The organism is Priestia sp. SIMBA_032 (assembly GCF_046535215.1).
Classification (GTDB): Bacteria; Bacillota; Bacilli; order Bacillales; family Bacillaceae_H; genus Priestia; species Priestia aryabhattai.
In genome coordinates this window covers 546616-568854 of the sequence record NZ_JAWRXD010000003.1, presented here as the reverse complement: position 1 = coordinate 568854, position 22239 = coordinate 546616, and the positions used below count along the sequence as shown (strand labels likewise).

The 22239-nt window shown below is 37.4% G+C and carries 23 protein-coding genes; 16 read left to right on the top strand and 7 right to left on the bottom strand.

The window, feature by feature from the left end:
- Positions 1 to 14: 14 nt before the first annotated feature.
- Complete coding sequence (locus tag SB717_RS13075) at positions 15 to 419, bottom strand: hypothetical protein (RefSeq protein ID WP_029714106.1); 405 nt, start codon at positions 417 to 419, stop codon at positions 15 to 17.
- A 498-nt stretch (positions 420 to 917) separates the two neighbouring features.
- On the opposite strand from SB717_RS13075, the gene SB717_RS13070 reads away from it, so the two are divergent.
- Both SB717_RS13070 and SB717_RS13065 read left to right on the top strand, forming a co-directional pair.
- The gene (locus SB717_RS13070) at positions 918 to 2627 is read left to right on the top strand and encodes an NAD-dependent malic enzyme (RefSeq protein WP_410903882.1); all 1710 of its coding nucleotides are present in this window, start codon (positions 918 to 920) and stop codon (positions 2625 to 2627) included.
- Between the two features lie 143 nt (positions 2628 to 2770).
- Positions 2771 to 4114 (top strand): 2-hydroxycarboxylate transporter family protein, encoded by a 1344-nt coding sequence (locus SB717_RS13065; RefSeq protein ID WP_074681974.1) that lies wholly within the window; start codon positions 2771 to 2773, stop codon positions 4112 to 4114.
- Positions 4115 to 4162: 48 nt separating this feature from the next.
- On the opposite strand, the gene SB717_RS13060 is transcribed toward SB717_RS13065, so the two are convergent.
- Entirely contained in the window at positions 4163 to 4984 is an 822-nt protein-coding gene (locus tag SB717_RS13060) for a Cof-type HAD-IIB family hydrolase (RefSeq protein ID WP_410903881.1), read from the bottom strand.
- A 443-nt stretch (positions 4985 to 5427) separates the two neighbouring features.
- The gene (locus tag SB717_RS13055) at positions 5428 to 6453 is read right to left on the bottom strand and encodes an LLM class flavin-dependent oxidoreductase (protein WP_410903880.1); all 1026 of its coding nucleotides are present in this window, start codon (positions 6451 to 6453) and stop codon (positions 5428 to 5430) included.
- Between the two features lie 327 nt (positions 6454 to 6780).
- On the opposite strand from SB717_RS13055, the gene SB717_RS13050 reads away from it, so the two are divergent.
- The 12 genes from SB717_RS13050 to SB717_RS12995 all read left to right on the top strand — a co-directional run bounded on the left by SB717_RS13050 (position 6781) and on the right by SB717_RS12995 (position 15569).
- Positions 6781 to 7311: a hypothetical protein gene (locus SB717_RS13050; protein ID WP_410903879.1), complete on the top strand. Its 531-nt coding sequence runs from the start codon at positions 6781 to 6783 to the stop codon at positions 7309 to 7311.
- A 10-nt stretch (positions 7312 to 7321) separates the two neighbouring features.
- Entirely contained in the window at positions 7322 to 7846 is a 525-nt protein-coding gene (locus SB717_RS13045; protein WP_074681966.1) for a GNAT family N-acetyltransferase, read from the top strand.
- Positions 7847 to 7872: 26 nt separating this feature from the next.
- Positions 7873 to 8139: a glutaredoxin family protein gene (locus tag SB717_RS13040; protein ID WP_410903878.1), complete on the top strand. Its 267-nt coding sequence runs from the start codon at positions 7873 to 7875 to the stop codon at positions 8137 to 8139.
- A gap of 69 nt (positions 8140 to 8208) precedes the next feature.
- Positions 8209 to 9030, top strand: a complete 822-nt coding sequence (locus SB717_RS13035; RefSeq protein WP_410903877.1) for an amino acid ABC transporter substrate-binding protein — start codon at positions 8209 to 8211, stop codon at positions 9028 to 9030.
- A gap of 74 nt (positions 9031 to 9104) precedes the next feature.
- Entirely contained in the window at positions 9105 to 9803 is a 699-nt protein-coding gene (locus SB717_RS13030; RefSeq protein WP_377519405.1) for an amino acid ABC transporter permease, read from the top strand.
- 27 nt (positions 9804 to 9830) lie between these two features.
- Positions 9831 to 10541, top strand: coding sequence for an amino acid ABC transporter permease (locus SB717_RS13025; RefSeq protein ID WP_410903876.1), 711 nt, complete (start codon positions 9831 to 9833; stop codon positions 10539 to 10541).
- Complete coding sequence (locus SB717_RS13020; protein WP_029714092.1) at positions 10538 to 11311, top strand: amino acid ABC transporter ATP-binding protein; 774 nt, start codon at positions 10538 to 10540, stop codon at positions 11309 to 11311. Before SB717_RS13025 ends, SB717_RS13020 begins: the two co-directional genes overlap by 4 nt.
- 165 nt (positions 11312 to 11476) lie before the next feature.
- The gene (locus SB717_RS13015) at positions 11477 to 12199 is read left to right on the top strand and encodes a riboflavin kinase (protein WP_410903875.1); all 723 of its coding nucleotides are present in this window, start codon (positions 11477 to 11479) and stop codon (positions 12197 to 12199) included.
- 1 nt (position 12200) lies between these two features.
- The gene (locus SB717_RS13010; protein ID WP_410903874.1) at positions 12201 to 13523 is read left to right on the top strand and encodes an LLM class flavin-dependent oxidoreductase; all 1323 of its coding nucleotides are present in this window, start codon (positions 12201 to 12203) and stop codon (positions 13521 to 13523) included.
- 135 nt (positions 13524 to 13658) lie between these two features.
- Complete coding sequence (locus SB717_RS13005; RefSeq protein ID WP_410903873.1) at positions 13659 to 14195, top strand: hypothetical protein; 537 nt, start codon at positions 13659 to 13661, stop codon at positions 14193 to 14195.
- A 96-nt stretch (positions 14196 to 14291) separates the two neighbouring features.
- Positions 14292 to 15290 (top strand): N-acetylmuramoyl-L-alanine amidase family protein, encoded by a 999-nt coding sequence (locus SB717_RS13000; RefSeq protein WP_410903872.1) that lies wholly within the window; start codon positions 14292 to 14294, stop codon positions 15288 to 15290.
- Between the two features lie 99 nt (positions 15291 to 15389).
- Positions 15390 to 15569, top strand: coding sequence for a DUF8096 family protein (locus tag SB717_RS12995; RefSeq protein ID WP_410903980.1), 180 nt, complete (start codon positions 15390 to 15392; stop codon positions 15567 to 15569).
- A 56-nt stretch (positions 15570 to 15625) separates the two neighbouring features.
- Here SB717_RS12995 and SB717_RS12990 read toward each other — a convergent pair whose 3' ends face one another.
- Positions 15626 to 16006, bottom strand: a complete 381-nt coding sequence (locus tag SB717_RS12990) for a plasmid mobilization protein (RefSeq protein ID WP_410903871.1) — start codon at positions 16004 to 16006, stop codon at positions 15626 to 15628.
- A 472-nt stretch (positions 16007 to 16478) separates the two neighbouring features.
- On the opposite strand from SB717_RS12990, the gene SB717_RS12985 reads away from it, so the two are divergent.
- Positions 16479 to 18338 (top strand): N-acetylmuramoyl-L-alanine amidase, encoded by a 1860-nt coding sequence (locus SB717_RS12985; protein WP_410903870.1) that lies wholly within the window; start codon positions 16479 to 16481, stop codon positions 18336 to 18338.
- A 251-nt stretch (positions 18339 to 18589) separates the two neighbouring features.
- On the opposite strand, the gene SB717_RS12980 is transcribed toward SB717_RS12985, so the two are convergent.
- Entirely contained in the window at positions 18590 to 19135 is a 546-nt protein-coding gene (locus SB717_RS12980; protein WP_029714085.1) for a DUF4825 domain-containing protein, read from the bottom strand.
- 83 nt (positions 19136 to 19218) lie between these two features.
- Positions 19219 to 19950 carry a ZIP family metal transporter gene (locus SB717_RS12975; RefSeq protein ID WP_182005557.1) on the bottom strand — a complete coding sequence of 244 codons (732 nt, stop codon included), beginning with the start codon at positions 19948 to 19950 and terminating at the stop codon, positions 19219 to 19221.
- Between the two features lie 285 nt (positions 19951 to 20235).
- On the opposite strand from SB717_RS12975, the gene SB717_RS12970 reads away from it, so the two are divergent.
- Positions 20236 to 21447 carry a cytochrome P450 gene (locus tag SB717_RS12970; protein ID WP_410903869.1) on the top strand — a complete coding sequence of 404 codons (1212 nt, stop codon included), beginning with the start codon at positions 20236 to 20238 and terminating at the stop codon, positions 21445 to 21447.
- Between the two features lie 29 nt (positions 21448 to 21476).
- Here the strand turns inward: SB717_RS12970 and SB717_RS12965 are convergent, their stop codons facing one another.
- Positions 21477 to 22055: an LOG family protein gene (locus SB717_RS12965; protein ID WP_410903868.1), complete on the bottom strand. Its 579-nt coding sequence runs from the start codon at positions 22053 to 22055 to the stop codon at positions 21477 to 21479.
- Positions 22056 to 22239 lie beyond the last annotated feature (184 nt).

Here is a 22239-nt window from a genome sequence, read left to right as displayed (position 1 = left end):
AAGGACGGTTTTTCTTATGATTTATTTGAAAAAATATTCATGAAGGAGGCGTAGGTCTGATCGTCTTCACCCTCATAGAACGCAAGATTTAAAAGTCTGTTAAGTTCGTTTGTTGATTTTTCAGTTTCTGCAATAATTTGATGCATATGAGCAATCTTAGACATGGATCCGTTGCCATGAGCATTTTTGATTTGATTTAATGTTAAATGAAGCGATAACACCTCTCGGCGAAGAGCTTGTCTTAATTCAGAAGAAGCAGGGATAAAAAAGCGTTTATAAAAATAATTGGCTTCTTCAAACACCAATTCTCCATTTTCTAGCTCTTTAGCCGCAATTTCTTTAATTTCTTGATCGTCTAATCGACTGGCCGCTTCTTCGATAAGAAATCCAAAAATAATAGCTGTATCTGGTTTTAACATACAATGACCTCCATTATTATAAAAAAGAACTATGTAGTTTATATGTATAGATAGAAAGGAAAGAATATTCATAGTAATTCACTAATCAGCATAGACAAAAAAATAAAAAATATTCTTTTATAGGCAAACTAAAATTATTTCAAAATAAATTTTTTATAATTAAACATTTTTTCCATATTAAAGGATTATTTTAGCTTTCAAAAAGAGATGAATAGAACAAAGAGGGTTCTTAGTACCTATATAAAAAGAAAATTGATAAAAGATATTAAATTCAGAAATTTCAACCTCTTTATAACTAAAAAATTGCTCTACTAAAATAGTTGACAGCAGAAATAGATAGGCATAAAATATACTATTGTCAAATGAATTAGCAAGCTATTCATAAAAAGTTAACGGACATTTGAATAATATGAGTAATATCCATATAAGTTATCAATTACTTAAATCTAACCAACTTGTATGCTTGTCATACAAGTCTACAGAAAGGAAGATAGTCGTATGCGCAACGTATTTTTTGCAGATAATGAAACAATTGAAACGACTTTACGTGGGAAAGAAATTTTAGGAGCTCCAATGTTAAACAAAGGAGTAGCTTTTACAAAAGAAGAGCGTAAAACGTTGGGATTAGAAGGTTTACTTCCTCCAATGACTTTAACTTTAGATGAGCAGGCAAAACGTGCATATGAGCAATTTTTAGCTCAGGCAGATAACCTTGGTAAGAATGTGTATTTAAACGATTTACAGAACCGTAATGCTGTATTATTTTATCGTTTATTGCAAGATCACTTAAAAGAAATGCTTCCGGTTGTTTATACACCAACAGTTGGACAAGCAATCCAAGAATACAGCCATGAATATCGCCGTCCGGGTGGTGTATACTTGTCAATCGATAATGTAGAAGGCATTGAAGAAGCTCTTAAAAATATCGATGCAAATAGTGAAGACATTGATTTAATGGTTATTACAGATTCAGAAAGTATTTTAGGAATTGGTGACTGGGGCGTGGGTGGTATTAATATTGCTATCGGTAAATTAGCCGTGTACACAGCTGCAGCAGGAATTGATCCAAGCAGAGTACTTCCAGTTGTTCTTGATGTAGGAACAAACAATGAAAAATTATTAAATGATCCTTTATATATCGGAAACCGTCATGAACGTATCCGCGGTGAGCGCTATGATCATTTCGTAGATCAATTCATTTCAAAATCTCTTGAAATATTCCCTAATGCACTGTTACACTGGGAAGATTTCGGTAATGTAAATGCTCGTAAAATTATTAACAAGTACGGAAAAGAAATTCTAACGTTTAATGATGATATTCAAGGAACAGGTGCCGTAACGCTTGCCGCTATTTTCTCAGCAGTTCAAGTGTCTAAAATGCCACTTCGTGACCACCGTGTTTTAATCTTTGGACCAGGTACAGCAGGTATCGGTATTGCAGATCAAGTACGTGATGCAATGGTATTAGACGGGATCACAGAAGATGAAGCATACAAAAACTTCTGGGCAGTCGATTTCCGAGGCCTTTTAACAGATGACATGGACGACTTATTAGGTTTCCAAACGCCTTATGCACGAAAAGCAGAAGAAGTGAAGGACTGGAATCGTGAAGAAGACAAAATTTCTCTTTTAGAAGTTGTCAGACAAGTTAAGCCGACAATCTTAATTGGTACGTCTGGTGTAGCAGGTGCATTCTCAGAAGAAATCGTAAAAGAAATGGCGAAGCATGTAGAACGCCCAGCTATTTTACCAATGTCAAATCCGACTCCGCTTGCGGAAGCTACTCCTGAAAATCTATTAAATTGGACAGAAGGAAAAGCACTTGTAGCAACTGGCAGTCCATTTGAACCAGTTAACTACGATGGTGTAGAATATGAAATTGGTCAATCTAATAATGCTTTTGTCTTCCCAGGTCTTGGTCTTGGATCAATCGTGGTAAAAGCAGAAGTTATTACAGACAGCATGTTCGCAGCATGTGCACACGCTGTAGCTGAGATGGTAGACAGCAGCAAACCAGGCGCTTCATTACTACCACGCGTAGAAGAATTACGTGAAGTATCATATAACGTTGCTTTAGCGGTTGCTAACGCAGCAATTAAAGATGGCGTTGCAAAAGAAGTTCCATCAGATATTAAAGCGGCAGTAAAAGCAGCAATGTGGGAACCAACATACAAAGAAATTAAAGCTTTAGAAACAGTAAATGCTTAATTTTTAGATAGAAAAAGCACAGCTTCTGAAAAAAGAAGCTGTGCTTTTTTTAGTTACAAAAAGAATTCTTAAGTTACATAACGTATATAGTTTTTTAAAACTTGTGTATGATTCTCTATATTAGAACCACAGGGGGTTATGAGATGAATACAGCACGTAAATTGGAAACGTTTACTCAAGATTCACAGCCTGAAAATAAGGGTTTTTGGAACCGACTCAACAATATTAAAGTAGGAGTTATTCCTCTGCCGCTATACGTTTTACTTGCATTAATTGTATATGGAGCGGCCGTTTACAACGAGCTTCCTCCAGATATGATTGGCGGATTTGCGATTATTATGGTAATGGGAATGCTGCTTGGTGATTTAGGATTAAAAATTCCGATTTTAAAAGATATTGGCGGACCAGCTATTTTATCACTGCTTGTACCTTCCGTATTAGTTTTTTATAATGTTTTAAATCCCGCGTCTATGGAAGCGGTAACAACTTTGATGAAAACATCAAACTTTTTATACCTTTATATTTCTTGTTTAGTAGCCGGAAGTATTCTTGGTATGAACCGTAAAGTTTTAATTCAAGGCTTTACACGTATGTTCGTACCGCTTGTATTAGGTACGCTAGCCGCTGTAGCTGCAGGCGTAGCTGTTGGGATATTATTTGGTTACGGAGCAAAACATACATTTTTCTATATTGTTGTACCAATTATTGGAGGAGGGATTGGTGAAGGTATTTTACCACTCTCACTTGCTTATTCTCAAATTTTAGGTAGTTCAGCTGAATCTTTTGTGTCGCAAATGATTCCAGCTGCTGTTATTGGAAACATCGTTGCTATCGTATGTGCTGGCTTAATGAAACGTCTAGGAGAGAAAAAGCCAGAATTAACAGGCAATGGAGTTCTTGTGAAGACAAAAGGCGGAGATGGCATCTCAGAAGATACAAATATCAAGAAACCAGTAGATTTTTCGTTAATGGGCGCAGGTCTTTTAATTGCATGTAGTTTCTTTATTTTCGGAGGCTTAGCACATAAGTTTTTAGGAATTCCAGGTCCAGTTTTAATGATCGTAGCGGCAACGCTAGTCAAATGTTTACAAGTAATGCCTGCTAAAATGGAGCAAGGTGCTTATCACATGTACAAATTCATTTCTACGAGCTTAACATGGCCGTTAATGGTAGGGCTAGGAATTTTGTATATCCCTCTTGAAGATGTAGTGAAAATTGTTACACCAGGTTATGTAGTCGTATGTGCAGCAGTTGTTATTGCTATGGTAGCAACGGGTTATTTTGTAGGCAAAATGATGAAAATGCATCCTGTAGACGCTGCAATTGTAACCGGCTGTCACAGCGGTTTAGGAGGTACGGGAGACGTAGCGATTTTATCAGCTTCCAACCGTATGTCACTTATGCCATTTGCTCAAGTAGCAACAAGACTTGGAGGCGCTTCCACAGTTATTTTAGCTACGCTTCTTATGAAACTTTTAGGAGTATAAAATCAAAACAAAAAAGCAGCTCGTGTCATGCGAGCTGCTTTTTTTGTCTTATGAAATGCTAACAGGTTTTAAAATAAATTCTTCCACAATTTTTGCCACACCGTCGTTCATGTTTGTATCTGTTACGTGGTTGGCTTTTTCTTTAATATCTTCAGGAGCATTTCCCATTGCTACGCCAAGTCCAGCAAATTCTATCATGGCAAGATCATTATAACTGTCGCCAATGGCAATCACTTCATCGCGTGTAATGCCAAGCTGTTGAATTAATAAGTGGAGACTTGTCCCTTTAGTGACGCCTTCTTCTGTAAATTCAAGGAAGTATGGTTTAGATCGCATTACGCTTAGCTCTCCTTGAAGCTGCTTTTGAAGTTTCTTTTCAACGTGAACCAGCATTTCCGGTTCTGCAAGCATGAGTACTTTTACAACAGGTTCTGTAACGGCAGCAGTAAAAGATGAAACAACACGGATTGGCAGACCTGTAATATCACTTTCAATATCCGTAAATTTATTTTCTACTTCGGTTATAATTTCATCTCCAACGTACGTATGAATTAAAACGCCTTCTTCGCGGCTAATATCGTTAAGACGTGCAACGGTTCTCGGAGATAATGTGCTGCTAAATAGCTCTTCATTTGTTAGGCAATTAATGATTTTTGCCCCATTAAACGATAAAATAAAGCTTCCGTACTTTTCTAACTCCAGTTCTTTGGCGATATGAACCATTCCGTAAGTTGGTCGTCCAGAAGCAAGTACAACTTTCACTCCTGATTCTTGCGCCTTCATTAAAGCTTCTTTCGTGCGCGGAGAAATAGTGTGATCATCGCATAATAGTGTATCATCCAAATCTAAAACAATCATTTTGTAAGGCATATTTGTAAATTCCCTTCTTCTACTAGACTCATATCTTCATATGGTACTATAAAAAAACGTTTGATTCAATTTAATGATTTTTTGAAAAAAAGAAGCATGCGTATACTTTGTTTGAACTCCTCGTAAATAAAGCAAACAAAGAAAATGGGACATAACGAAATCACTCGAATCTATAGACGAACAAATGGGCTAGATGATCTAGTATGGATGACTTGTTACATCGCTGTTGATTTCCGTGCAAGACTTCGTTTTCCGCGGGGTCTCATTCTTTTCGCTTTTCCCGCAGGAGTCTCCGTCTTGCCCTTCAATCAACAGCTAGAAGCAACTAAACACATGAAAGCTACATTTATTTTAATAATAAAAAAAACGAACAAATAATCAGAAATTTAATTATTTGTTCGTTTTTTTACGTCGGCTAAAATTCTTTTGTCCCAGCTTCTAGCTTAGTAAGCAGCTAGAGTTTCATTGGTTTTCTGCGCGTTTCCTTTGTGGAAAGCTTCTTTTAAGAGCGTGTAAGATCGCTTTTTTTGTTCGAAATTTTGAATAGCAGTAAGTATGATAAATTCATCAATAGAAAACGCCTGTTTCAAAGCTTGAAGTTTTTGACGAACGGTTTCTTTTGTACCGTATATAATGTTTGCTTCTTTTTCTTCAATTCGATAGCTTTCTTTGGACTGTTGACCAAACTCTTCCGCTTTTTCTTTGGAGCCTAGTGTAGCGGACTTGCCATTCTGTAAGTATACTTTAAATATTTTTGTGCTGGATGCTAATGTTTTTGCTTCTTCTAAGGTGTCCGCTACGATGACGGAAAGCGCAACGACAAGCGAGCGTGCATGGGATGAAACGTGCTGATTATAGACAGAAATCGCTTCTTCTAGCACTTTTTGATCACCATTAATGAATTGAGCAAATACATAAGGAAGGTTTAATGAACCCGCAAGCTCTGCGCTTGAAGCACTTGCTCCCAGTAAAAATATATCTGCTGATTTTTCCGGCCTTGGATAGGCTTTTAAACCGTAAAGAGGGTGATCTTTTGGCAGCGTATCGTTTAGGTATTGTTTAAGTGCTATCAGTTTGTCTGTTAAGGACTTAGTGGGCTGAGAGTTTTGTTGCAAGGCTTGAGTAGAATGAGGTAGTCCTCCTGGTGCTCTACCGATTCCAAGATCGATGCGATTTGGAGATAATGAGGCTAAAACATTAAAATTTTCTGCTACTTTATAAGGGCTGTAGTGCTGAAGCATAACACCGCCTGAGCCGATACGGATATGATGCGTTTTAGCGAGCAGGTGAGAAATTAACACTTCAGGTGATGATCCTACAACATGTTCAGAGTCATGATGCTCCGCTACCCAAAAGCGGTGGTAGCCAAGTTCTTCTGCTAGCTGGGCTAATTGTATAGTATGCTGAAATGCATCTTCAGCACGCTCACCTTCATAACGTGGGCTTTGATCTAAAATACTTAATTTCACTAAAAACACTCCTTAAAGTTGATAAAAAAGGTAAGAATAATTGGGATTAATTTTAGCAAAGGATTTTCCAGATGAAAAGAGTTTTTTGAAAGAAAAATATTTTTTGAAAAATAAGTTGACTTTGCCATTTTGAGGCTATATAGTTGAATCATCAAACAGAAAAGCCGATAAAACAACTTGGATAAATAAGAATTAAGTGAGTATGTTTCAAAGACACTTCACTTCATTCTCCGGTTTTATCAAAGAAACAGTTAAAGCTGATTGGTCTACCAAAGGCTCCTGAGGAAACTCCAGGAGCCTTTTTGCTGTAAAAAGGAGGGGAATAAAGTGAGCGATGTATGTATTTTATATAACGGAAGCTCTCATAATTATCAACAAATAGCCTCAGTGAAAGATGAGCTAGAAGCTTGCTTAACCTCAAAAGGCGTGCACGCAGAAGCTATTTTGTATCATGATGTACACGCTTTGAAGCAGGAAGCGCAGAAAGAAGTAAAGGCATGTATTTCAAAAGTGAACCAAGCTAAAAGTATTGTCGTTCTGTTATCTGGAGTAAATGAAACATACGTACAGTGTTTTGAACGGCTAACAAAAATATTGCCAGAAGGTTTATTGCATAAAAAAATAATTCTGCCAATTCTTATTGGTGAAAATGTGAATTCTTTACTAAAAGCTAAGTATGATTTAAAGCTTTTAGCGTCTTTTTTAGGTAGACCTTTTTGGCTCAGCAGTCTTTTTCTGCTGCATGAATACGTCGCTTCTACAGGTATTAACAATGCGAATGCCAAAAGTCGTTTAAAGGAAGCGGTGGATGAGCTGATTTACAAAGGTAATCTATCCCTTCAAACATTTATAAAATGAGGTGAAGAAAATGAGTGAATTATTTCGATTAGCAACCGTAGAAGATGCTGAAGAGCTGTTAGATTTAACGCTTCGAGCATATGAGCCGATTCGAAAGCTAGGAATTAAGTTTCCTGCCGCGACGGCAACGATTGAACTTGTCAAAGAAAACATTCAAAACAGCCGCTGCTACGTACTGGAAAGTGATGAAAAAATCGTAGCTACGATTACAGCAAGAACGTATAGAGAAATAACGAACTGGCCTTTCTTATGGTGGTTTGCGGTAGATCCTTTGGTTAAAAAGAAAGGAGTAGGTTCTAAACTCTTAACGTGGGTTGAAGAAACGGTTATTCGAGATCAACTGGGGGCTCCTGCCGTTACATTAGCTACTTCTGATCAGCACCCATGGTTGATTCCTATGTATGAAAGAAAAGGGTATGAACGCTTTTTTGAAGTCGATCAAGGAGAAGAAGGAAAAGGCGTATTCTTAAGGAAAATCTTACATCCCGAAAGATATGAGGTAGAAAAACACAAAGAGTTACAACAAGCCAATTAACAATTTAAAAGAAAAGAGGAGAAACCATGTCAGTAAAAATTTTATTATGGAATCGAAAAGGTTGTCATCATTGCGAAGAACTAAAAACATATTTTCATGAAAAAGGCTATCAATATAAAAGTATCGATGTAGAAGGAAAAGATTATTTGCGAGATCTACTTGAAATTAAATACGGTATTCGTCATGTACCGGTCGTTGAAATTGGAGATAAGAGGCAGTTTAAAGGAGTCATTGAAAAAGATTATGAACAAATAGAAAAGTTGATTAAAGACTATTCACCAATGGTTAAATAGCTGAAACATCCATTTTATTCATTCATTAAAACAATAAATTATTTTGAGACATAGTGAGGGACCAAACACATGAAAAAACTACAGCTGACAGCTATCTTTTTATCACTTCTTTTATTATTAGCCGCTTGCGGAACATCTAATAAAGAAACAGCAGCTAACGCAAGCAAAGACAAAGTGCAAAAAATTATTGTAGGAACGGGTACGCAATTTCCGAACATTTGCTTTCTTGATGATAAAGGAAATCTAACAGGGTATGATGTAGAGCTTGTTAAAGAAATAGACAAACGTCTTCCAAACTATAAGTTTGAATTTAAAACGATGGATTTCTCTAATTTACTTTTAAGCTTGGAATCCAACAAAATTGATTTGGTCGCCCATCAGATGGAAGTGAATGAAGAAAGAAAACAAAAGTTCCTGTTTAATAAAGAACCTTATAATATCTTTCCGCTGCATGTAGTTGTAAATGAAAAAAATACGTCAATTAAATCAATTAAAGATTTGAGTGGTAAGAAGGTAATTGTAGGAGCAACGAGTAACTCTGCTAATTTAATCGATAAGTATAACAAAGAACATGGAAATAAAATTAACATCGTCTATTCAGGCCAAGGATCTGATGATACAAAAACGCAGCTGAAAACAGGGCGTGCAGATGCCACGATTAGTACGCCGTTTGCAGTTGACTTTGTCAATAAACAAGCGGACGCAGAGCAAAAAGTTGTAGGGCTTGCTATTTCAAATTCAAAAGTATATTTTATGCTTCGCAAAAATGAAACAGGTTTACAAAAAGATGTGGATAAAGCGCTAAAAGAAATAAAAGAAGACGGAACATTGACAAAATTAAGCAAAAAATGGCTGGGAGAAGATTATACAAAAGCAGCTGGAAATAACTAAAGCACTTACTGTGACCCAAGCCTTGAACTTGGGTCCTTTCGCTACCTGCAGAGGGAAACAAAGGAGAGAAAAAGATGGGAAAAGCATTTGATATAGAGCTGATTTTTACCTCTATTCCTCAATTATTGTCTTATTTGCATATTACAATTTGGATTTTAATTGCTTCACTTGTGATTGGCAGTACCTTAGGGTTGTTTATTGCGCTGCCTCGTATTTATAAAGTGCCGGTGTTAAGTCAAATAGCAGCAGTTTATATTTCTTTTATGAGGGGGACGCCTATTTTAATTCAATTATTTTTAGTTTTTTACGGAATACCTGCCCTTTTACAATTGATTCATATTGACGTTTCAAGAATGGCTCCGCTTGTATTTGTGATTATCACATATTCACTGAGCACGGCGTCGTCTTTTTCTGAAATGATGCGAGGTGCCATTAATAGTGTAGATAAAGGGCAAACTGAAGCAGCGTATAGTATAGGAATGAGCGGAAAACAAACGTTCACTCGAATTGTGCTGCCGCAAGCTCTCGTTGTAGCCTTTCCTAACTTTGGAAACCTTGTGATTGGGTCCTTAAAAGATACGTCTTTAGCCTTTACCATTGGTGTGATGGATATGATGGGAAGAGGAGATACCATTATCGCTGCAACGGCTCATGCAGTGGAGGTATATATCGCACTTGCTATTATTTATTATTTGGTGGCGATTATATTAGAGAAATTTTTTGTGAAATCAGAACAGAAGCTGCAAAAACATGATCAGCCTGTTCATGTATAAAACGAGCTTACTAAAAGAGGTGTAAACATGATTATTGATGTACCGTTTATATGGACAGCATTTGTAGAAATTTTAAAGGCATTACCTTTAACGCTCCTTATTGCCACCGGTCCATTACTAGGCGGATTGCTTATTGGTATTGCTGTTGCGGCTGTAAGAATCAATTCAGTAAAAATAATAACGCCAATTGCCAATGTATACGTATCATTTTTCCGAGGAACGCCTGCTATTCTTCATATTATGGTTATTTACCTAGGGTTTCCGCTATTTATTAATAAACTAGCGAGTTACTATGGATGGGGCTTCAATGCAAACAGCATTCCTATTGTCGTATTTGTATTAATCGCTTTGTCTTTTACAGCGGGAGCTTATATGTCAGAGATTATTCGCTCTGGTTTGTTAGCTGTAGAAAAAGGACAAATTGAGGCTGCGTATGCCATTGGGATGAATCGTTTTCAATCAATGAAACGAATTGTTTTTCCACAGGCGTTTGCTTTGTCTTTACCGAATTTATGTAATATTTTCATCGGCTTTTTGCATACGTCTTCTATCGCATTCATCGTATCGCAAAAAGAGCTAAACGGTGCTGCTAATATCGTAGCTTCGAATAATCTCAAGTTTTTAGAAGCCTATATTGCTGCTGCTCTTATTTATTGGATGCTGACGATGTTAATAGAAGGGATAACAGCGCTGCTTGAACGAAAATTAACGGTTTATAATCGAGGAGGGGTTGTATGATTGCACTAACAAATATAAAAAAAACATTTGGTGATAATACAGTATTGGACGGTATTGATTTAATTGTTAAAAAAGGCGACGTTGTGACCATTTTAGGACCGAGTGGTTCTGGAAAGACTACGTTTTTACGCTGCATTAATTTCTTAGAAAAAGCAGATGAAGGAGAAGTTTCGATTGATCAATTTACGGTTCAGTGCCAAAAGCCAAACCGCAAAGACATTTTAACTCTTCGACAAAAAACAACGATGGTTTTTCAACAATACAATTTGTTCAAACACAAAACCGTTATTGAAAATATTATGGAGGGGCTAGTTATTGTTCAAAAGCTGCCAAAGGAAGAAGCGAAACAACGCAGTTTAGACGTCCTTGAAAAAGTGGGGCTGGCTGAAAAAGCAAATGCTTATCCAAGTCAGTTATCAGGAGGTCAACAGCAGCGAGTGGGCATTGCTAGAGCGCTTGCTTTAAATCCTGAAGTCATTTTATTTGATGAGCCGACGTCTGCTTTGGACCCTGAACTGGTGGGTGAAGTACTGTCTGTTATTCGTAAAATTGCTGAAGAAGGAATTACAATGATCATTGTTACGCACGAAATGAGTTTTGCCCGTGAAGTCTCTAATCACGTGGTGTTTATGGACGGAGGAAAAATTGTCGAACAAGGTCATCCTGAAGACATATTTTTAAACCCAAAAGAAGATCGAACAAAGCAATTTTTCAAGCGTATCAACCCAACGCATTCTCCTTACTCTTATGTTTATGAAAAAACAATCTAATATTTTAATTTAAAGCCTACTTGACTCATAGGAATAATAAGTATATGATGAAATCATCAAATTAAACAAACCGACTAGATCACTAGAGGTTCTTTGCACAATGTCACGCATTGTGCAAAGAACCTTTTATTTTTAACTAGACTTAAGGGAAGAAGGGTGAACGTAGTGAATAGAGGAGCATTAAAAGCTAAAACAAGCAAAAAACTTATTATAAAAGGCCAGGTTGTACTTGGAAGGCAGCAAGGAAGACATTTGGGTTTTCCAACAGCTAATATAGATACTCAGCATGAAGAATTAAAAAATGGCGTGTATGGTGTCCTCGTTCATCTGCGGGGACTTGAACATATAGGAGTTATGAATGTGGGCGTTAAGCCGACATTTGGATCGGAACTATCTAAAACATTTGAGGTTCATATTTTGGATTTTAACGACGTTATTTATGGAGAAACAGTTCAATGCGACGTGATCTTTCGGGTGCGAGGAGAGAAAAAGTTCCCTTCTATTGAGTTTTTAAAGCATCAAATTAAAGCTGATACGCTACAAGTTAAGCAAAGATTTCAACATATGGGCTATGTATCTAGTGAACATACCGCTTCCAAGCTAGGGAAAGCGCGGTATTTAAATTTGCCTGATCTTCAGTTTTTTAATTGGTGCCACAGTCAATTCAGAGTCAATAAAGGGATTTACAATACAATTGATCAATGGTTTTATGACGAAGGAATTGAAAATATTCACCCTAGAAGAGTTCACATTATCGCTTTTTTGCAATTTGCACAAGAAGCAAATGAAAGAAAGACAGAAAAAGAAGGAGTCCTTCGCTTTGGAGCAGGCGGTTTAACCAATCAATTACGGGAATTTATGAATGGCTATGAAAAAGGAGAATGGTAATATGACACATCAAAGACAATTAAAGCTAGGGGCTATTATTCATGGAGTCGGAGGAAATATGGGGGCGTGGAGACACCCTGAAATTTTGTCAGATGCCAGCGTTAATTTAGGTTTTTACAAGCAGCAGGCTCAAAAAGCGGAAGAAGGAAAATTTGATTTAGTATTCATTGCCGATGGGTTATATATTAATGAAAAATCGCTTCCGCATTTTTTGAATCGTTTTGAACCTCTTACTATTCTATCAGCACTTGCTTCTGTCACTTCTCATATTGGTTTAGTAGGCACTCTATCGACTTCGTATAGCGAGCCGTTTACGGTGGCTAGACAATTTGCTTCGCTTGATCATATTAGCAGCGGTCGAGCGGGATGGAATGTTGTCACATCTCCCTTAGAAGGATCTGCGCTTAACTATGGAAAAGAGCACCCTACTCATGATAAACGCTATAGAATAGCTGAAGAGTTTCTAGAAGTAACAAAGGGATTATGGGATTCTTGGGAAGATGATGCATTTATTCGAAATAAAGAAACCGGACAGTTTTTTGAAGAGAAAAAGCTGCACCGCTTGCACCACAAAGGCGAATTTTTTTCTGTAGAAGGCCCGTTAAACATTGGCCGCTCAGCTCAGGGGCAGCCCGTAGTGTTTCAAGCAGGCTCTTCTGAAAGCGGAAGAGATTTAGCAGCGAAAACGGCTGACGCAGTGTTTACGGGACAAGACAATTTAGAAGAAGCAAAAGCTTTTTACCAAGATGTAAAATCAAGAGCCGCAGCGCAAGGACGCAATGAAAACGAACTTTTAATTTTCCCGGGAATAGGTCCTATTATTGGTAGTACAACCGAAGAAGCCGAAAGAAAATATGAAGAACTTGCTCAATTGGTGACAATTGAACATGCGCTAAACTATTTAGGACGCTTTTTCGATCATTTTGATTTTTCACAGTTTCCATTAGATGAGGCATTTCCTGACTTAGGGGATATAGGAAGTAATAGTTTCCGGAGTACAACCGACAAAATTAAAGGAAACGCCAAAAAATATAAGTGGACACTCCGAGAAGCAGCGCTGCGAATTGCTACACCTAAAACACAATTTATTGGGACGCCAGAGCATATCGCTAATTTGATGGAACAGTGGTTTGAAGAAAAAGGAGCTGACGGCTTTATTATTCATTCAAGCGTTCCGCATGGCTTAGATGAATTTGTTGAACATGTTGTACCGATACTGCAAGAAAGAGGCCTGTATCGTACAGAATACGAAGGGAGTACGTTAAGAAGTAACTTGCAGTTGAATGTTCCTAAAAATCGCTACACACAGGTAAAAGTTAACTGAAGTGGATTCAAAGAGACTCGAAGGAGTCTCTTTTTTAATATTTTTAATATTAAAAATATGGTAAAATTCTTTTTGCAGGTTATTCGTTTCAGTTCATAAGGCCTAAAGGGTTTTGAATACCCGGAAAGGAGTCAAATGGAAAAAAGACATAAAAGTAAGAAGAAGCGTATGATCATTTCGGTATCTTTATCCGTTTTTTTAGTCGGGGGAGGAGCGACAGGGTGGATATTGTACCAAAACGGAAAAATTCCTTTTTTATCACAGCAAAGTATAAAGGCAAGTGCCATTAAAGTGGATCAACAAAAAGTTGATAAGCTGGAAAGCAGCGATCAGCAGGCAAAAGACTTTATTGCCGAACATCATGACGTACTAAATGATTTGACGGGGTGGAGTGCCATTGAGCATCCAGACTGGGCTGCTGTACAAGAAGAAGCGACAGCCATTAAAAATACGATTGGCACGATTGAAGTAAAAGATTCTGTTTTAAAGAAAGACTTTGAGCATATGGAGAAGCTCGCTGGACAGCTAGAGCAGACGAAAGATCAAGCACTGTTAAAAGAGCTTCATCGTTATTTTCATGACTTAGATGTTGTGATCAATGAAGACGATGGATCAAATACATATTTTGATGTTACCAGCTATGGTAAATCAGTTGTAAAGACTTCTAAATGAGTCATAGCAAAAAGCTTTATACATAAAAGTAGTTTTATATAACAAACGTCTTCGCTTATTCATGCATATGCTACGGATAAGGAGGAGACAGGTTATATGAAAAAAATTTATTTAGATGCAGGTCACGGAGGGGCAGATCTAGGGGCTGTCGCCAGCGGGTTATATGAAAAAAACTTAGTGTTAGCCGTTCAACAGTACATCATCTCTTTTCTTTCTACTCACTATGAAGGATTTTCTCTTTGTACAACGCGTACAGCCGATGTGTTTTTGTCATTAAATGAACGGGTCAACAAAGCCAATGCGTGGGGTGCTGATGTATACTTATCTATTCATATAAACTCAGGCGGCGAAACGGGATATGAAGATTTTATTTACAGCAAAAATATAAATAACCAAACCATTGTGTTACGAAACGATATTCACGATCATGTGAAATTTGTTCTCACTAAATACAATCACTTTAACCGAGGCAGGAAATTGGCTAATCATAGTGTGTTAAGACGTTCCTATATGCCGTCTGTACTAACTGAAATCGGGTTTATTGATACAGAACACGATGCAAAGCTCTTAAAAAATCCTCAATTTCTAAAAGATATGGGGGTGGCATATGCAAAAGGGATTGCGCAGTTTTTAAACCTGGAGTCTAAATCTACAAATCCTGTGGGAGATTCTGACGAGGAAGGTTTTCAAAAGCCTACTTTTTTGTATAAACCTTTATGGATAAAAACAACCGAGGATACAGAGACATATAAGGATGCAAATATGTCAGAGAGAACAGGTTATTTAAAAAAGAATACCCTCTTTCAAGTTTATGGGGAAACGCGTGCAGCCTGGATGATGGATGGACAACATTTTATTGAAAAAAAAGATACAATCATTGAAGGAGAAACCATCACAACTGCGGAATTAACAAAAGAGAATATGGAAACATTAAAAGGGTTTGTAACAAAAGAGAAATTAGAAACAGCCGTAACCTTTTCCAAAGAAGGAGTTGCGGCAGCCATCATTACCCTTCGCGATAAAAAAATACTGAATGTAAAAGCATTTTTAGATAGAGAAAAATGGTGGTACAAAGCTGAACGGATAAAAAAATAGTGAAAAAACCTGCTTGTTTTTTGAAGCTTTCACCCTAGTAATTTTACTTATTTTTGATAGAATATAAAGAGCTGAATCGTAAAGATGCATAAAGGTGTGATGGAAATGGAAGAGCAACAAGAAGCGATTGACTTAACAAAAGTATATGTATATGAGGAGTTTCCGGATAAAGTTGCAGGCAGATGCGATAACTGTGGACATGTAAAATTTAAAAGCTTAGTAAAAAACTTTATTTTTATCCGTACATGCGCAAAGTGCGGCATGAAAAAAAGTATTTAAATTCCTACTTCTTTATAAAAAACGCTCTTTTCTGAAATGAAAAGAGCGTTTTTTCTCTATTTAACGTATAAATGATCACTAAGCTGCTCTGAAATAGTTTCTACATCTTCTTGCACATGTTTTTGTTTTTTCATCATTTCTAACAGGATTTCTTCAAGGTTCTGTGAATGATTTTGCTTATCTTTTGGTTTATGTAAATACTTTGCGATTTGATGCATATTATTGCTTAGCCGGCTTAGCTCAGACTCAATTTTTCGCAGGTTAACTAATAGTTCCACACCTGCTTCCTTGCTGATTAAAGGCGGCTTAACTTTTCCATCCATAATAAATTTTCGAATGAGAGACGTTCGTTTTAAATTATAGTGTTCAATAAGTTCCTCTAGTTTTTCTTTTTCTTCTTCATTCAACTTAATTGCTGGAATGCTGTGTCCTCTCATAAGGTATCTCCTTTCAAGAGCAGTTCTTGCTGCGTTCAATCATATGTAAACATTCTCTTATCTTTAATAATAGCAACCTTTTTCATGGTTAACTATGGTGAAAAGTTACTAAAATATCGAACGTACAGTCTGTTAAAAAACTGGTAAATTAAGAAATTTGGTTTAGTAATAGTTGAATTATAGAAGGAATGTCATTATCTACAATATTGCTGCTTTATTAAAAAGGTAGCAAAAGGGATAAATGTGCCGCTGTTGTCCTCAAGCATTTTTGATAGCGCAGCTTTAAAGAAGAGGGATGATTTTTATCAATTTTGCGTCGTACCACATCTTTCCTCCTAGTAACTCTTTCGAATCTTCTAGACTATTGTCTCAAGGGAATAGAAAGAAAGAAGACGAAATGGTTGAGAACGAGGTAAAGTCATGTTATGTCTTTATTTACCTCATTTACATACTTTACGGGGGAGGAATACGTTTGAAACTAAAAAAACGATTAAAACTACACAAGATAGGGATAGCCATGCTTGCAACCGGGGTTATGTGTACAGGTTATACGCCTATTCACACGCTACAAGCGCCTGCAGTCGCTCATGCTGCAGAGAATCAGTCGGATTCCTTGGAGCTGGCATTTGCACAAGCATCTAAAGAATTTGGTGTGCCAGCTTCGCTTTTAAAAGCAATTTCCTACAACAAGTCGCGCTGGGAAAGTCATAATGGAAAACCTAGCGCAGCCGGGGGATACGGTCTGATGCATTTAACAGACATCCCTTCTTTAGAGGATGGAAAAGGAAACGGAACTGCGTCTTCACAACCAGCATATGACAAACAGCAAACCCTCTCCTTAGCTGCTAAGCTGCTTAAGTCAGATAAAGAAATATTAAAAAGCGATTCTGTGCAAAATATCCGCGGTGGCGCTGCTGTACTAGCTTTTATTGCAAAAGACAAAAATGGAAACGTACCGTCTACTGATCAGAAATGGTACGACGCAGTCGCCGCTTACAGTTCTTCTCAGGATAAAGAAAACGCTCAAGTATTTGCCGATGATGTATATGAAACGCTGGAAAAAGGAGCAGAGCGTACAACATCAGGCGGACAGCATCTTAAAATTTCTCCTCAAAATATAGATATGTCGATTCCTCGTGCTGAAAATTCCAATACGAATAAAGCGGATTGTCCGGCATCTTTAAAATGTGAATACATCCCTGCTTTTTACGGGAAATTCAGCGAAAGTCCTTCAGATTACGGAAACTATGATATTGCAAATCGTCAAAAATCAGATGTTCGCTATATTGTTATTCATGATACAGAAGTAAGTTATGATGGAACGATTGATTTGTTTGCTAATCCTAATAGAGCAGCTGCAAACTATGTTATACGTTCAAGTGATGGCCATGTTGCACAGATGATTGATAACAAAGATGTAGCATGGCATGCAGGAAACTGGTATTTTAATACACACAGTATTGGAATCGAACATGAAGGGTTCGCCCTTGAAGGATCCACGTGGTTTACAGAAGAAATGTACCGTTCTTCAGCAAGGCTCGTACGCCACCTTGCCAAAGAATATAATATTCCATTAGATCGAGCTCATATTATCGGTCATGACGAGGTACCGGGTTTGTCTCCTAAGGCTCAATCAGGTATGCATTCAGATCCTGGGCCGTTTTGGGATTGGGGGCACTATATGGATTTAGTAGGAAGCCCAGTCGAGCACCAGCATACAAGCAAACTAGCCGTTACAATTAATCCTGTCTTTAAAAACAATCAGCCAGAGGTATCAGATGCACCAAAGCAGCCGGCCAATTTTGTGTATTTGCATCAAGCTCCTAGCGATGATTCACCGCTACTGAATGAGCCTGCAGCTTCAGGGCCAGGAACGAAACAAACGTTAGACTGGGGAAGCAAAGCTGTAACTGGACAAACGTACGCAGTGGCTGAGACAAAAGGAGAATGGACAGCGATTTGGTACGGAGGACAAAAAGCGTGGTTTTATAATCCGCATAATCAAAATACGAGTAAAGGTACGGGCATATTATTAACGCCAAAAGCAGGAAAAAAAAGCATTCAAGTGTACGGAGGAGCTTTCCCGGAAGCTTCAGCCTACCCTTCTGATATCCCGGTTAAAGACATGGTCCCACTTCAGTATACAATCTCTCCGAATCAGGTGTACGTAGGGGTAGAAAAAGTAAAGAGTGACTATTACTATGCACCCACTTTTACAATAAATCCAAACGATCACAAAATGATCGTTGGAAAAGATGAATATTATCAAATTTATTTTAATCACCGCTATGCGTTTGTGAAAGCTTCGGATGTAGAGGTTAAAAAACAATAGAATAGAGTGGTAACAGAAAAGGAAGAGACAGGGTGTATAAAGGGTATGTCTCTTTCCTTTCTTTTAAAAACCACAAAAATTTAGAATGTTATTGATGCTTTTTTAGCTTATGATCTTTTTAAAAAAGGAATAGCTTACTCGTGAAAATGTTAAAATCATTTGGCTTTCAAGATTTATATACAGATGAAGGAATCAAACTTGAGCAGGTGTTTATGAAAAAACAACTTTAAAAAGCGGCCCATGGGCCGCTTTTACTGCATTTCTGTAATAGGATGTGCATCATAAAATTTATCAATTTTTTCTTGCTGCCCTTCGTATTTTTCTTTCCATACTTGATTCGCGTCATTATAATTCCGCAGATCTGTTCCGTAGAAGTCGGTTAACTCTTTTCGAGTAATTGTGATTGTCTGAGGAACAGTCGTATTAATAGTAAAGTGAACGCTGTCAACATTTTGCACGGCAGAAAGTAAAATGGTTGCGTTATGCAAAAGTGTACGTTTGGTTTTAACAGACGTCCAGCCTTTTTCAAACATATGCTGATTATCTGTTGCAGCGTAGTTAATTGCTAAGTAGTAAGGTTTTTGCGTATCTTGAAAGGCTATACCTTTTAAATAAACGTGTCCTGGAAGTTTATTTGTAATTTCTTCTATTGAAGTATCACGTTCTAAAGAAGAAGTATGATGAATAGAAGAAGCAGAGACTCTTTCGGCAGACAGATTATTATGAGGTGCATAGGCACACCCTGATAGCCAAGTGAACACTGTGCAAAGTGTAAGAGAAGCATATATTTTTTTCATAATGGTAACCCCTTTTGTTTATATCTACTTGTAAAGACGAAAGACCTATATATTTTGTTTCATACAAAATATAAGTTTATTCATTAAAAAGACAGATAATCCAAAATAATAGAAGTTAATAAACCTAATGAAGCAATAAAACCAATAACAGGGCCACCTTCTTCAAAAGCTTCCGGCAACATCGTAGAAGCAACCATTGCCACAATTCCACCTCCGGCGAATGAGGCAATAAAACCCATCATGTTTGGGGTAGCGTCTTGAAGAAATAAGTATCCAATCCAAGAGCAAAGAGCTGATATAAAAAAAACTGAAAGCCATAATGAAAAAATTTTCTTTTGGCTGTATTGACTTTTTAGTAGTCCGCTTGTCCCGGAGATTCCTTCTGGTATATTGCTGATAAAAATAGAGACCACAAGCAGCCAGCTAACGTGGTGCTGTTCAATCAAACTTGCGCCAATCATAAGTGACTCAGGTATAGCATCCATAATAGTACCAATAAAAATGGCTAGTCCCGAGCTGGCGGGCACAAGGTGGTTAGAACGTTTTCTTTTGTGAGCGCCTTTTTTAGCTAAGGTCATGTCAAGAAGAGTAAAGAGTCCTGCACCTGTTAAGAAGCCTAAAGAAGAAGGAATAATTCCCGCTTCTTTTACCGAATCTTGAATAAGCTCGTAAGCGGCAGCTCCTAACAAAACGCCCGTGCCAAAAGCCATAATATAAGCAGTCAACTGTTTTTTTAAAGGTACAAAAATAGCTATAATAGCACCAATTAATACAGCTGAGCCTGAGACACCACCCCACATAAGGGCATCCATCACATGAGATCCCTACTTTCTTACGTACTTAATTGTAGTTTAACCATCTCTATGATTATTATGAAACAAGATAAATGAACTGAAAAAATGGGAAAAAGTCACTTATTTAGACCTTAAATAAAATAAGTCTTCGGTATAATTGACAAAATTTTCTGATTATGTCCGTTGAAAGTGAAAAAACCTTGTGATAGGCTTATCAAAAGATAAAAGATGGAAAAAAATTCTTTTATCTATAGTCGATTAAAAACATTACCGAGTTTTACTTTTAAACGAAAGAAGGAAGATGAGATGAATCCAAAAGCAGTGAAAAGAGAAAATCGTTATGCTAATTTAATTCCTATGCAAGAAATTAAATCCGTTGAACAGCAGCTTTACCCATTTGATATTTATAATAGCCTGCGTCAAGAAGCACCTATTCGTTACGATGAAAGCCGAAACTGCTGGGATGTATTTGATTATGAAACAGTAAAGTATATTTTAAAAAACCCGTCGCTTTTTTCATCCAAACGAGCAATGGAAGAACGCCAAGAAAGTATCTTAATGATGGATCCTCCAAAACATACAAAGTTACGAAATTTAGTAAACAAAGCTTTTACGCCAAGAGCTATTCAACACTTGGAGGGTCATATTGAAGAGATTGCAGATTATTTATTAGATGAAGTAAGCAGCAAAGAAAAGTTTGATATAGTAGAAGACTTTGCTGGACCACTGCCGATTATTGTAATAGCAGAGCTGCTAGGAGTACCAATACAAGACCGAGCACTGTTTAAAAAGTACTCCGATGACTTAGTGAGCGGTGCCGAAAATAATTCAGACGAAGCTTTTGCAAAAATGATGCAAAAGCGTAATGACGGTGTGCTTTTTTTACAAGGATATTTTAAAGAAATTATCGCCGAGCGTCAGAAAAATAAACAAGAAGATCTTATTTCGCTGCTTTTAGAAGCAGAAATTGACGGCGAACATTTAACAGAAGAGGAAGTACTAGGGTTTTGTATTCTGTTGCTAGTAGCAGGCAATGAAACAACAACAAACTTAATTACGAACGGAGTCCGGTATATGACAGAAGACGTAGACGTGCAGAATGAAGTTCGTCAAGATATATCGCTAGTTCCGAATCTCGTGGAAGAAACGCTTCGCTATTATCCTCCTATTCAAGCGATTGGACGCATAGCCGCTGAAGATGTAGAACTTGGAGAGTGTAAAATTAAAAAAGGGCAGCAGGTAATTAGCTGGGCAGCAAGTGCAAATAGAGATTCAGCTAAGTTTGAACGGTCTAACACTTTTGTCGTACATCGTAAAACGAATCCTCACGTAAGCTTTGGATTTGGCATCCATTTTTGCTTAGGAGCACCGTTAGCAAGAATGGAAGGGAAAATTGCCTTTGCTAAATTACTAGAAAAAGGGGGATTTTCCAAAGTTCAGAATCAGTCTTTAAAGCCAATAGATAGCCCTTTTGTTTTTGGTGTAAAAAAATACGAAATTGCTTTTAATAACGCCTGAAAAGCGAGCGCAAATGATGCGCTTGCTTTTTAGCTTTCAGTGTTCCATTTTTGGTCCTCTGAAGGAGACGTGTAAGTGTCCATTGAAGAGATGAGCTGTTCGGGAGTATCAGAAATGTTGATTAGACGAATAGCAGAATCCGTAGAAAATCCTTCATCTACGGCATGCTGAACCATTTGCATAAGCGGGTTGTAGTAGCCGTTCACATTTAATAACCCTACTGGTTTTTTATGTATACCAATTTGAGCCCAGCAAAGAGCTTCAAACAACTCTTCAAACGTTCCGAAACCTCCAGGAAGTGCAATATAAGCATCAGCTAACTCGTGCATAGTTGCTTTTCGCTCATGCATGCTCTCTACTTCGATAAGCTCTGTCAGCGCGGTATGAACAATTTCACCGCTAAACAAACCGCGGGGCATAATACCAATGACTTCGCCTCCATGCTGAAGCATTTCATTTGCAACTTCTCCCATCAGACCCATTCGTGAGCCTCCGTAAATCAGCCGGTAGTTTTTTTTGGCCATGTAGCGCCCTAGCGAGACGGCGGCCTCTTTATATTCTGTTTTTATTCCAGCGCTTGATCCTGCAAACACACAAATTGATTTCAATTGCTTCACTCCTTTGTTTCTTCTCTATATAAGTCTTTTCTGTTTATGAAGAACAAATTCCTTCTTAATAATTTATGAATTTTCACAATGCCATCGCTTGATTATTCTAAAAACTTTGCTTATAATCAAAGCGAAACGTCTGTTTGAAAGCGTTATCTATTTCTTTTCCTTTGATGGAAAAGAT